10 protein-coding genes and 1 pseudogene are annotated in these 12,411 nt (G+C 40.2%); 5 read left to right on the top strand and 6 right to left on the bottom strand.

Annotated elements, in window-relative coordinates:
* Window positions 1-140 precede the first annotated feature (140 nt).
* From EKM78_RS11530 to EKM78_RS11520, 3 genes are all read right to left on the bottom strand, one after another.
* Window positions 141-1,640: an APC family permease gene (locus tag EKM78_RS11530; protein WP_125772415.1), complete on the bottom strand. Its 1,500-nt coding sequence runs from the start codon at window positions 1,638-1,640 to the stop codon at window positions 141-143.
* A 20-nt stretch (window positions 1,641-1,660) separates the two neighbouring features.
* Entirely contained in the window at window positions 1,661-3,031 is a 1,371-nt protein-coding gene (locus EKM78_RS11525; RefSeq protein WP_125772413.1) for an aspartate aminotransferase family protein, read from the bottom strand.
* A 175-nt stretch (window positions 3,032-3,206) separates the two neighbouring features.
* Entirely contained in the window at window positions 3,207-4,931 is a 1,725-nt protein-coding gene (locus EKM78_RS11520) for a pyruvate oxidase (protein WP_125772411.1), read from the bottom strand.
* 197 nt (window positions 4,932-5,128) lie between these two features.
* Here EKM78_RS11520 and EKM78_RS11515 point away from each other — a divergent pair, with 197 nt between their 5' ends.
* Window positions 5,129-5,734: a DUF308 domain-containing protein gene (locus EKM78_RS11515; protein WP_125772409.1), complete on the top strand. Its 606-nt coding sequence runs from the start codon at window positions 5,129-5,131 to the stop codon at window positions 5,732-5,734.
* On the opposite strand, the gene EKM78_RS11510 is transcribed toward EKM78_RS11515, so the two are convergent.
* Complete coding sequence (locus EKM78_RS11510) at window positions 5,659-6,039, bottom strand: PaaI family thioesterase (RefSeq protein ID WP_125772407.1); 381 nt, start codon at window positions 6,037-6,039, stop codon at window positions 5,659-5,661. The genes EKM78_RS11515 and EKM78_RS11510 overlap by 76 nt on opposite strands.
* Before the next feature lie 24 nt (window positions 6,040-6,063).
* Here EKM78_RS11510 and menB point away from each other — a divergent pair, with 24 nt between their 5' ends.
* Together menB and EKM78_RS11500 are read left to right on the top strand one after the other, a co-directional pair.
* On the top strand, window positions 6,064-6,879 hold the full coding sequence (menB, locus tag EKM78_RS11505; protein ID WP_425453555.1) for a 1,4-dihydroxy-2-naphthoyl-CoA synthase: 816 nt from the start codon (window positions 6,064-6,066) through the stop codon (window positions 6,877-6,879).
* A 17-nt stretch (window positions 6,880-6,896) separates the two neighbouring features.
* Window positions 6,897-8,354: an o-succinylbenzoate--CoA ligase gene (locus EKM78_RS11500; RefSeq protein WP_125772403.1), complete on the top strand. Its 1,458-nt coding sequence runs from the start codon at window positions 6,897-6,899 to the stop codon at window positions 8,352-8,354.
* A gap of 385 nt (window positions 8,355-8,739) precedes the next feature.
* Here EKM78_RS11500 and EKM78_RS11495 read toward each other — a convergent pair whose 3' ends face one another.
* A complete protein-coding gene (locus EKM78_RS11495; RefSeq protein ID WP_125772401.1) occupies window positions 8,740-9,492 on the bottom strand; it encodes an alpha/beta fold hydrolase in 753 nt (250 codons plus the stop codon).
* Between the two features lie 250 nt (window positions 9,493-9,742).
* Between EKM78_RS11495 and EKM78_RS11490 the strand changes: the two genes are divergently transcribed.
* Both EKM78_RS11490 and EKM78_RS13195 read left to right on the top strand, forming a co-directional pair.
* The gene (locus EKM78_RS11490; RefSeq protein ID WP_125772399.1) at window positions 9,743-10,135 is read left to right on the top strand and encodes a hypothetical protein; all 393 of its coding nucleotides are present in this window, start codon (window positions 9,743-9,745) and stop codon (window positions 10,133-10,135) included.
* A gap of 28 nt (window positions 10,136-10,163) precedes the next feature.
* Window positions 10,164-11,091: pseudogene (locus EKM78_RS13195) on the top strand (Abi family protein).
* 118 nt (window positions 11,092-11,209) lie between these two features.
* On the opposite strand, the gene EKM78_RS11475 reads toward EKM78_RS13195, so the two are convergent.
* On the bottom strand, window positions 11,210-11,410 hold the full coding sequence (locus EKM78_RS11475; protein ID WP_164507337.1) for a hypothetical protein: 201 nt from the start codon (window positions 11,408-11,410) through the stop codon (window positions 11,210-11,212).
* Between the last annotated feature and the right edge of the window lie 1,001 nt (window positions 11,411-12,411).

Raw genomic sequence — 12,411 nt, 5'->3', positions numbered from 1 at the left:
GAAGTACTTAGAGTATCGGGTGCGACCGATGCTCTTTTTTATACATATAATTATATCAAAAAGGGTGTTGTATCAGAACCTGACGGTTCTAATACAACACCCTTTTTTGGAGACTTATGTCACAGGCTCTTTTACTTACATTATTTTTGATAGTTATCTTCTGCTTCTTCAGCGTTTTCAGCTTTTTCTAAATCAGTTAGTTTCTTTGTCTTTCTCTTATTCAAGTAAGAGTGTCTGATCCCGTAACCGAAGTAGATGATCAAGCCTAGTAAGAACCATGCTCCAGCGTATGTTTTAGCTTGGATGTCTAGTCCCCAGAAGACTACTAATGCGCCTAAGAAGGCGACGGCTGGTAGTACTGGGTATAGTGGCATCTTGAAGCCTGGTTGTGGTAAGTCTTTTCCTTCACGTTTTCTGATAGCGTAAATGCCTAGTGAGACGAACATGAAGGCGATCAAGGTCCCGGCACTGATCAATTGTGCTAAGAAAGCGAATGGGAAAACGGCACCGATGATGATACCAACGATCGTTAATACTAATAAGGCGTTGTTAGGTAAATTGTGTTTGTTTAATTTTCCTAACCAACCAGATAGCATGCCGTCACGTCCGAATGAGTAAAGTAGACGTGAACCGGCCATCATCATACCGATCAAAGCGGTGAACATACCAATAACGGCGATTGCTTGAACGATGGTTGCAACAGTTCCGTGTCCGGCAGTTCTTAAAGCCCAACCAACAGGTTCGGCGTTGTTAGCATATTCAGAGTAGTGGAACATCCCTACTAGAACTAAGGCAACGGCAACGAATAAAGCTACAGCGATAAATAGTGAACCGATGATGCCTCGTGGCATAGTCTTTGCAGGATCTTTGGCTTCAGCGGCGTTAGCAGCAATGGAGTCAAATCCGATATATGCTAAGAAGATCTCGGAAACTCCGGCATAAATACCTTGCCAGCCACCAAAGGCTGAACCATCAGGATTTACATGATATTCCGGAATAAATGGCACGTAGTTTTGTGGATGGATGGCTGTTAAACCAACGATGATAAAAAGGATAACAGCTAAAACTTTTAAAACAACTAACACATTTTCAACACGAGCAGCGTTGGAAACTCCGTACGATAGTAAAAAGGCGACTAAGGCAATCACGACCACGGCAGTGATATCCATGATCCCGCCGTTAGAACCTAAGGTGTTGGATAAGGCATTCGGGAACTTGATGCCTAACGGCCCGATCAGCCCTCTGAAGTTGGCCGATAACCCCGATCCAACGAAGGCTACGGCAATGAAATATTCCGCTAGAAGTGCCCAGCCAGCGATCCAGCCCCAAAATTCACCGAAAACAACATTGATCCAAGAATAAGCTGAACCGGCAAATGGCATCGTTGATGACATTTCGGCATAGGCGAAAGATACCATCCCGGCAACGATAGCAGCGGCCAAGAATGATAGTGAAACAGCTGCCCCAGCGTGTTCTGCGGCAACGACACCAGGTAAAGTAAAGATCGAAGTCGAAACGATCGTTCCAACACCTAATGCTAAGAAATCTTTTACTGTTAAAACTCGCGATAGATGAGCATCCTTATCTTGATAAATATTCGGGTCCTCTCGTCGAGTCATTTTAGTCCATAAATTACTCATAAATTATCCTCCAATTAAAACTACCAGCCGATTTTTTGATCAGACTCTGGTAATGTTACTTCCCCATTTTCTACTGCGGTAAATGCGTCATCCAAGACATCGAGTGCTTGGTCCAACTCTTGACGAGTAATGACTAGTGGTGGTTGAAATCTCAAGATATTGCCTTTCAAAGTAATAATGACGACGCCGTGTTCAAAAGCGTAGTAAATGACTTTGGTAGCAAAATCAGGATCAGCAACTTTGGTTACTTTATCTTCAACTAATTCGATCCCACCGTTGAGTCCAAACATTCTGACATCCCCAATATTTGGATGTCTGTCTTGCATTTCTTCAAAACGTGCTTTGGCATACTGACCGTCAACTTTCGATTTTTCGATCAAATGATCTTGTTCCAAAACGTCCAATGTTGCTAAAGCAGCGGCACAGCAGACAGGATTTCCGGCTGTGGTGAAGGTATGTGCGGGTGAACCTAAACTATCCATGATGTCGGCTTTGCCGATCACTGCGGATAGCGGCATCCCTGAAGCTAATGACTTGGCCACTGAGATCAGATCAGGTTCAATATCGTGGTAGTTTTGGATGCCCCACATGTGACCTGTTCGACCCATCCCTTGGTTAACTTCGTCGACAGCGAACAAGATGCCGTTCTCGTGGCAAAAATCATAAACTAATTGCATATATTCTTCCGGAGCTTTGACGAGTCCGCCGTCTCCTTGGATCGGTTCGATCAAAACACAAGCGACTTCATCGGCGGGCAAGAAAGTTTCAAACGGTTGCTTGAAAGCTTCAAAGAACCGCACTGCTACGTCGTGTTCTGATTCTCCGCTTTGGCGACGATACAAGTCAGGATAAGGAACATGAACTACTTCCGGCATCAAAGGCCCCATTTTCCGTGTCATGTTCAAACTAACGCCAGAAACGGCCATCGAACCGTAAGTTGAACCGTGATAGGCGTTCATGTATGAAACGATATACTGTCTTCCCGTATAAGCCCGGGCATATTTGATAATGGCATCGTTAGCATCAGAACCAGAATTACCGAATCCGACTTTTTTAGGAGTAGGTCCGGGTGCCAATTTAGCTAGCCTTTCGGCCAACTCTTGTTCTGGTCTATGATGAAAATACGAAGGTGTGTAATGGATAAGTTGCTCTGCTTGATCCTTAATCGCTTTGACCACCAAATCGTTCGTATGTCCGACATTGATAGCTGATGCGCTAGCCAACAAGTCGATATACTTATTCCCATCCACGTCTGTTAGAATTGCTCCATGTGCCGAATCGATCACTAAATCAAAATAATTGATCCGACCAGCAGCAGCGAAATATTTACTTTCACGATCTATCAGACGTTTGTCTTCTACGTGATTATGGTCAACTTTTCGAGCTTCCATAATTACACCTCCTTAAATTATCTTTTTGGTAAATAAGGATATTCTAATCTTTTTCTAATTTACGTGCAATGATTATTAATGAATTTTCAGTAAAAAAATATTTCAAACACAAGAAAAAGGGATAACCACACCATTTGGAGGTTATCCCTTTTTCTTAAATTTAATTTAATTAATCTTACAAGAATGATCTCATGATTTCTTTGAATGGAGGCAATGTAGGCAATGAGCCCTTGTCCTTCAAGTGAACGAAACCAAACTTCATGTATCCTTTAGCTTCATCCATCATGATCTTACCTGGAAGTGGAGCTTCATCAGTAACAGCAACGTCCAAAAGTACTGGTTTCGTTGGGTTACGATATTTCTCGATAGCTTCACTGAATTGTTTGTCAGTTGTGATCCTTTCACCGATACCACCAGCAGCTTCAGCAAACTTAGCAAAGTCGATATCTGGTAAAGAGATACCGTAAGTTTGTTGACCAGCTGATTGTTGTTCGTATTCGATGAAAGCTAATAATTTGTTGTTCAAGACGATGTAAAGCATTGGCAAGTCGTATCTAACGGCTGTCGCAAAGTCTTGCATGACCATTGAAGTAGCACCATCACCAGCAATAGCATAAACGGGACGATCTGGGTAAGCTTTCTTAGCTGCGATAGCACCAGGCAAAGCACAGCCCATCGTACCTAACCAAGCTGAGATAGTGTATTTTTGCGTATGTTTAGTGTCAATGAATCTAGCACCAAAAGCCGTTGCGGTACCAACATCGATCGACCAAACAACATCTGAAGGAGCATTTTCAGAGATGTTGTGGAACAAGAGTGATGGAAGAACACCCTTGTGGTTCTTAGAATAAACGTCTTTGAGCCACTTTCTCCAAAGAGTGATCTTAGCTTCAGCTTGTTCCAAGAATGGACGTGATGAAACGGCTTGACCACGGTCGATCAATTGTTGCAAGACGTCAGCCGTATCACCTTGGATAGCAACTGTGACATTGCGACGTTTGCCGAGTTTGTCACCATCGTTATCAACTTGGATAGCGTCAACTTTCTTATTCAAATATGGAGCATAAGGATAGTCAGTACCAAGCATGATCACAAGGTCAGCTTTTCTCATCATTTCAAAAGCTGGTTTAGTACCTAACTTACCTAATTGTCCCAAGTTATATGGATGATCATCATCGATCAATCCTTTAGCAGGCATCGTTTGGATGACTGGGATCTTGTATTTTTCAATGAATTCTTTGGCTTCATCTTTGGCATTTTCGATACCACGACCTGCCAAAACGATTGGCTTGTCATGTGTTTCGATCAAGTCGAGTGCCTTGTCGATCTCGCCAGTGTCAACACGCAAGTCTTCCAACTTGAAGGTGTCGACATTTGGTTGATAGTTATCTTGGATCATATGATTAGGAACGTCATCAGGGATCGTTAAGACAGCAACCCCACGTTTGGAGATAGCAGTTCTAATTGCTTCATCGACGATCCTTGGGAGTGATTGAGGATCCATAACGATTTTGTTGTAAACGGCAACATCAGCAAACAAAACATGTGTATCAACTTCTTGGAAAAAGTCGGTATTGATCAATTTTGATTGAACTGATCCTAAAATAGCCAAAACTGGAGCGTGATCCATCTTGGCATCATAAAGTCCGTTCAACAAGTGAATAGCACCGGGACCACCAATTGATAAGCAGGCGCTGATCTCGCCTGTAAGTTTAGCGTGAGCTGAAGCTGCCAAAGCAGCAACCTCTTCATGCAAAACATGAGTGAATTTGATCTTATCTTGTGCCCGATACATTGCGTCGATCGTTGTATCTACTGAATCACCGGGAATACCATAAATATTGTCTATGCCCCATTTGGACATGATGTCTACCATCTTATCTGATGCACGTACTTTCATAATTGTCCTCCTATAACGTAATCAATATATACTTTACCACTTTTTTTTCACAATAAAAGTATTCTGATAAACCTTTTATTTTCAGGGATTATCTGAAAATATTCTCTCAATTGTGAAAATACTATCTTATATTCAAAATTTTTTTCGTAGTATTTTCTGATATCATGAAAGTATGAATACTTTTAGGAAGTGAAAAAATGGTCAAACAATTCCAACTATACCGTTGGTTACGGTTTATTTTTCTGGCGACTGCCGGAATATTAATCGTTTTGGAACCCACCAAAAGCTTGGATTTCATTATTTACATTGTTTCTGCCTATGTAGCTTTTTACGGCGTCCTGTCCTTGATCGATGGTCTGAGCATTAAGAAAAAAACTGGTGAAAACAATATCACGCTCGGCTTCGGCGTCTTAGCTTTAGTCGTAGCTGTCGTGATCTTGTTCATCGCCAAATTCTTAGTTACGCTCGTCCCACCTGTCTTGGGCATTTTGCTATTAGCAAACGGCATCAACCAATTTCGTGACTCGCACGATACGAGAAAATCGATCAATGTCACGCCTTGGTTAGACTATTTTTATTCGGCACTCTTGATCATAGCGGGGATCGTCTTCATTTTGAATCCATCGAAAACGATTATCTTCCTATATCAATTGTTCGGAGTCGCTTTGATAATCTTGGCCTTTTTTGAAATTATCAATTCACGGCTCTACTCCGGAAAAAAAATAGCTTATACTGTCTTAAGAGCTACTTTTTTAAGCGTTACCGTACTGAGACTAGTGCTGATGGCGTGTCCTTCCAGATGAGTCGTCACCGTCCAAGTTTGGATGGAATTGCCGACTCTGACCGGCGTGGCTTCAGTCACCAAGACCCCTTCTTTGACTGGGTTCAAGTGGTGGGTCATGATGTCGACCCCGACAGCAACGTAGCCATCTTCATCAATATTTAGATTGGCGCCCATGCTGGCAGCCGTTTCGGCTAAAACAGCACTGATGCCGCCATGCATGATCTTATGCGGTTGCATGTGTTTGTCCTCGATCTTCATCTTGAGGACGACGCGAGTTTTACCTTGATCGGATACTTCGATCCCTAGATTATCTAATAAATTCATTATTTCACCTCGGAGGTTATTTTTATGAGTAAATGGGAAAACATTAAAGATTATAAAGAGATTCTTTTCGAACGAATGGGTAAAGTGGCCAAGATCACTATCAATCGTCCCGAAAAAAGAAATGCGTTTACACCTGATACGATACAAGAAATGATCGAGGCTTTCAATTATTGTCGTGACGACGCTTCGATCGGTGTCATTATTTTGACTGGTCAAGGCGACCTCGCCTTTTGTTCCGGCGGTGACCAAAGCGTCCGTGGCAACGGTGGCTACGTTGGTTCTGACCACGTTGCCCGTTTAAACGTTCTCGACTTACAACACTTGATCAGGATCATCCCTAAGCCAGTAATCGCCATGGTGCGTGGCTGGTCTGTTGGTGGCGGTAATATCTTGCAACTAGTTTGCGACTTGACCATCGCGGCTGACAACGCTAAATTCATGCAAACTGGTCCTAAAGTTGGTTCTTTTGACGCCGGATACGGTTCAGCTTACTTAGCTAGAGTCATCGGTCACAAACGTGCCAAAGAAGTTTGGTTCTTATGCAAGCCTTACACAGCTGACGAAGCTTTCCAAATGGGCTGGATCAACAAAGTCGTTCCCTTAGCCGATGTGGAAAAAGAAACACTTGCTTGGTGCGATGAGATCTTGAAGAAATCACCAACTGCTATCCGTTTCATCAAAGCAGCTATGAACGCCGACACCGACGGACTTGCTGGACTTCAACAAATGGCAGGAGACTCAACGATGCTCTTCTATACTACTGATGAAGGAAAAGAAGGTCGTGATGCCTTCCTCGAAAAGCGCGATCCCGACTTTGACAAATTCCCTAAATTCCCATAGAGAGAAGGTCAGACTTTTTGGAAAATTGGCTTACAAAACGCGCAGCCTTAAGTCCAAATAAGGTTGCCTTGATCTATCAATACACAGATTTCACCTTTGCGGAACTAAACGATACCGTTCAACTGTATGCAAGTAAATTGTACAACAACGGCGTCACTAAAAATGACCGGATCGGTATATTCACAGCTAATTCCTTCAACGGCTACGTCGCTACTTTAGCTTTGCAACAGATCGGATGCCAAATAGTTTTCTTCAACACTAGACTGTCGTCAGCTGAACTAAAATTTCAAGCTAGCGATTCCAAGGTGAAACTAATATTAGTCGACGAAAGCTTAAACGATGATAACTTACAAGAACTACCTTTGGATAAGCTGAAAATGTCCGCTGTTTTGTCGTTAGAACCGACTGAAGACTATCAACCAGTGGCCGAATTCGACAACAACGACGTTACTTCTATTATGTATACTTCGGGAACTTCCGGACGTCCCAAAGGCGTCTTGCAAACCTTCGGCAATCATTTTTATTCTGCCATCGGCATGTCATTGAACCTAGGCATTAATGAAAAAGACGCCTGGATCATGACCGTACCCATGTTTCACATTTCCGGATTTTCGATCATGATGCGTTCTTTGATCTACGGCATCCCCGTCTATCTAGTGGACAAATTTGACGTCACTTTGATCAACAAGATCTTAATGGACAGTCAAGCTTCCATTATTTCCTTAGTACCGACCATGCTCAAGCGAATATTGAACGGTTTAAAACCCGGCCAGAAATTCAACGACAATTTCCGCTGCATATTTCTAGGTGGCGGACCGATCGACAATTGGACGCTACTAAGATGTCAAAACTTCAACATCCCTGTGATCCAATCATACGGCATGACCGAAACTGCTTCCAACATCGTTGCCTTGAATTTCCAAGATGCCCAACGAAAAATGGGTTCTTCAGGTCAGCCACTATTCCCAGTTCATTTAAGGATCACTCATCAAACTACTGACGGGATCGGCGAGATCGAAGTCAAAGCTCCCAACGTGGCCAAGGGCTATTTAAATCGTCCCGAACTATTCGCCAAGAAAATGACCGCCGACGGTTTTTACAAAACTGGCGATCTCGGTCGATTAGATGAAGAAAACTTCTTATTCATCAGCGGCAGAAAAGATGACATGATCATCTCCGGCGGCGAAAACATCTACCCCGAGGAAGTCGAAAACGTCTACGCCAAAATCGAAGGCTTAAGCAACATCGAGATAATCGGTCTCCCCGATGAAGACTGGGGTCAAGTCCCAGTAGCCTACATCACCGTCGACAAAGACGTCTTCTTAAACAGCAGCGATTTGATCGAATACGGACGAAGTCGTTTAGCCCACTACAAAGTCCCCCGCGAATTTCGATTGATCAAAGAAATGCCCGTCACATCCAGTGGCAAGATCTTGCGGAGAAAATTGGTGGATGTGGATTATACGAAGATTTAATCTATATACTTTATTTTTCAAAAAAATATGGTCGAAAACCAAACACGGTTTTCGACCATTTTATTTGAATAGAGTTACTGTAAATAGCGACCTTAAGTTTAAAACCTCTCAGTCGAATATTTTTCATTCACTCTCGTTTTTTCATAGGATGGGATTTGTACCTTGGATTCAGCCTGATGGGTAGTGCTTGATCTATTTAATTTGTGTAATGATCAAGCAGTCAGACCTCGTCCACTTTAGCAGATCTGTGCCAAAAATGGCATGTTCCATACGATGTGATGAGGATATCCGCAGTATTTTTTGGTACATCTTTAGTATAGGGTGTTTTTTCATTGAGAATTTTATGAATTCAACAAAATTTATTTTCAGATTTGATCAAAATAGTTTATGCCAAATAATATTCAAAAAAATTAGCAATTTTATCCATCAACGGAGGCTCCACCAAATGTTTAGCTCGATAACCAGTAATAAAAGCTGTCTGCTGAGCATAAGGCTTTCCTTTGATACTATCAAAAAAACTCTTCGACTGTTCATAAGGGATCCGTTCATCCTCAGTCCCATGCCAAAACAGCAGCGGACGATTGGCAATCGTCTCCGGATAATTATCCAGATCATAATCATCGATCCAACTAGTCAGCTTTTTCATATCGTCTGGAATGTACAAATGATGAGTTTTAGCACTCTCACGGACCAACTTAGCATACTCATTCAACTTAGGACTTCCCATAATAATAGCGGCAGCGGAAATCTCCGGATGCTGCGTCAAGAGCGCCCCAGTGGTCATGCCACCCATCGAATAGCCGCCAACACCGATCAGATCATCCTTGATCAACTCGCGACGGCGATAAAAATCAAGGATCAACGAAAATTCCGCCAAATTACCTTGGATCGTACTCCAAAAAGTAAAAGAAGGCACCGAAGAAATATCATGGATCCGCTGTCCATGATTCATAGCATCAGGCAAAATTACCCGGATTCCCTTATCAGCCAACTTCCGAGCCTGCGTCAAAACCAATTCTTTATCAGATCTCCAACCGTGATAAAAAATAACAATCGGTGCTTTGCTATAACGAAATTCCTCTTGAACAACTTCCAAAATAGGAACATCTTGCAAAGAGCGCCTATAAATTTTTACCATCAGCTCACCTCATTTCTAAAACAATATTATCATTTTTATATAAAAAGAAGAATTTTGACGATTCTATACGGAAAGAAATTTAACTTTTTCCTTTAATTACCTTGATTCTAAGGATTAACTTAAGCAATTGATATTACTTTCTCAACTAAAATAAAATCATTTTGAAACAGTACAAATACTTGATAATCAACAGTATCACAACAACCTTTTTATACTTACTAATACTTTTTCATTGTAAGGAGTAACCCAAATGGACAAATATCACGTAATTAGAATTCTTGATACTCAATCAATAATAATAAATTATGGCAGTTCTAACGGTGCTACTAATCATCAGAAATTCGAAATTTATGAAAGAGGCCAAAGTATTATTGACCCAATGACGAACAGAAATTTAGGAACCCTAGATTACATTAAAGCGCAAGTCGAAATTGTTACCGTTTATCACGAATTTTCTATTTGCCAATACATAACCACCCAAACTGAAGAAAAACAAACGAACTTATTATCTGCTTTTAATACGAAAAAAACTATAACAACAAATATAATTCACGAACTACCCGTTAACAAAAAAGAACTTCAACCCATGGAAGTTAAAAATAAACTTGTTTCTGTGGGTGATCCTGTAAGAAAAATTAGTTGATTATTATGACTATAGTTGATATATTTAAGTGGATAAGACGGTCGCTAGACTAAAAAGACACCTTCCACTTTTGCTGGGAGGTATTTTTTTGTCCAATAATAACGATTTACAACATTTTGATAAACCTTTTAAGACTTATGATGAGCAAATAGATTTGCTCATCAGTCGAAATCTGATAATCAACAACAGAAAAGTCGCCTCACATTTTCTTTCAACATACTCGTATTATGATTTGGTAAATGGAAATATTAATTATTTTCTTAAATCCTCAAATCCAATAATATTCAAAGATAATACAACTATTCATGACCTTGTTGAGTTGAAGTTAATTGAGGATGTTTACAAAGAAATAATATTTAATCAACTACTTAGACTTGAAAAGTATTTTAAAACACAAATTTCATATGCAATTTCAAAGCACTTTGGTGTGGACAGTTCAGACACTGGGTATCTAAATCCCACCATGGATACTTATTAATGATTCTATGTTTGGTGAAGTATTCAACCTTTATAAAATTCTAAAGAAACCATTAAAAAACGAAATTATCAATGAAACATTACGTTTTCCTTGGGAAACCGACTTCAAATTAGAAATGTTTACCTTGTTCTTTAAAATGTTGCGTGACTTTCGAAATCAATTTGCTCACGACATTGTTTTGTCCAAAATATCAATACAATCTCCTTTGCCTTTAACACGAATTAACAAACAGCTAACAGCCACGAATAGTTTCGAAAAAGATTTTCTCCCATCAAAAAACATTAACAATATATTTGCCTGTATTTTAATAATCGTATTATGCACAAATGATCTCGATCAATTACAAATGACTTCTACACGACTATTAAATGCATTTAGTGTAAATAAAAACATCTCTACACAAGCATTTAAATTACCTGAAAATTTTGAATCGATATTAGTAAAATTAACTGATTATAAGTCTAATTTAATCAGTTAAGTTTAAATTTTCTAAAAAAAGTTGAAATACGATTAAAAAATGGACGAAAACCAAATATAACTGGTTTCCGTCCATTTTTTATTATACAGAGACTACTGTACTTCGCAGTCTTCCCCCATTACAATCCAGATGCCATTCTCAAGCGTTGTTTCTTACTCTCCAAATGCTCATCCAAATACTCGTCGATCTTAAACACAAGTTCATCAACATTGTCCTTATGTAAGTGCTTAGTAGCCTCATCATATTCCTTCAAAAAAGCTCGAAAACTAATCACCGTCGGGACAGAATCCCCAGTGCGCAATTGATTAATAAAGCGCATAGAAATACTAATCAAGTCCCCTTCGGCCAGAATATTAAATTGTGCTACAGACTCATCAAGACATTTCACCAATGATTGATTATCTATACAGATCGCTCCGCTCCCAAATAAAATTTATAATGCAAATGCAATAGTACCCCTAAAATTAAAAAGCCTAAAAAGGCAATTACTTGCCAAACTTATTTTCGCAAAAAACACAACAAAAAAAATTCCATATTAATATATCTTTTATATTCAAAATTGATGTACATTTCATAAACCAACAAGCTACAAAACAAAAAAATCTCAATAACCCCCAGCATACCATCACAAAAAATAAAAAACGTGGCACAACCAATCAAAAAAAGCAGATAAATATAATCAAACCTAATACAAAATAAGAATCTAAAAATCAAATGCGAGTGTGCAAGCGAAGCAAGCACAAGAGCCAGAAGCAAATAAATAGAGAAAAGAACAACACATCAGGCCAAGGCAAGAGTGCGAGAAACGAGCACGCAAGCAAGAAGCGAAGGCAAGAGATAAAATATATATTTACTCTTATCTAACCAACAAACAAAGAAAGTCATCAACAGCAATGTAAGTCAGGAAACAAAAATGAGCGGAGCAAAGTCCCGCGAACCGAGAAAAGAGTAAGCAATCTAGAAAGAAAATATTTCCAAACAAGAAAAGGAAGCACCTACTCCCACCAGAATAGATAAAGCCTGAGATAGACATGTGAGAAATAGGACGAGCAAACAGTGCCAATTTGTAGCAAATAAACCGGTAAAACTCAATCCAAGGGGGGATTATGTCACTATCTAGACGGAGGGGCCCGGGGATGCAGACCTCAGTGGTGAAATTTCACTTGGCGACGAAGGAGCTTAGTGAAAGGTGCAGTTTTGAAACAAGCGAGCGACCTTTGCTCGATTGGTTCAAAATGTGCCCTGAGGCAGATTTTTCAACCGGACAGTTTAAATATAATAATTTCTTAAGCAGCCATTTCTGACTTTTCTCTCATTTCT

It is taken from the genome of Companilactobacillus furfuricola (assembly GCF_003946325.1).
Classification (GTDB): Bacteria; Bacillota; Bacilli; order Lactobacillales; family Lactobacillaceae; genus Companilactobacillus; species Companilactobacillus furfuricola.
Note: the sequence above shows the minus strand (reverse complement) of the source record. Positions and strands in the feature narration are given on the sequence as shown.

Excerpts from the sequence above, each read along its gene's own strand:
- EKM78_RS11530 (WP_125772415.1), bottom strand. The coding sequence starts at position 1,640 with ATGAGTAATTTATGGACTAAAATGACTCGACGAGAGGACCCGAATATT.
- EKM78_RS11525 (WP_125772413.1), bottom strand. The coding sequence starts at position 3,031 with ATGGAAGCTCGAAAAGTTGACCATAATCACGTAGAAGACAAACGTCTG.
- EKM78_RS11520 (WP_125772411.1), bottom strand. The coding sequence starts at position 4,931 with ATGAAAGTACGTGCATCAGATAAGATGGTAGACATCATGTCCAAATGG.
- EKM78_RS11515 (WP_125772409.1), top strand. The coding sequence starts at position 5,129 with ATGGTCAAACAATTCCAACTATACCGTTGGTTACGGTTTATTTTTCTG.
- EKM78_RS11510 (WP_125772407.1), bottom strand. The coding sequence starts at position 6,039 with ATGAATTTATTAGATAATCTAGGGATCGAAGTATCCGATCAAGGTAAA.
- menB (WP_425453555.1), top strand. The coding sequence starts at position 6,064 with ATGAGTAAATGGGAAAACATTAAAGATTATAAAGAGATTCTTTTCGAA.
- EKM78_RS11495 (WP_125772401.1), bottom strand. The coding sequence starts at position 9,492 with ATGGTAAAAATTTATAGGCGCTCTTTGCAAGATGTTCCTATTTTGGAA.
- EKM78_RS11490 (WP_125772399.1), top strand. The coding sequence starts at position 9,743 with ATGGACAAATATCACGTAATTAGAATTCTTGATACTCAATCAATAATA.
- EKM78_RS11475 (WP_164507337.1), bottom strand. The coding sequence starts at position 11,410 with ATGCGCTTTATTAATCAATTGCGCACTGGGGATTCTGTCCCGACGGTG.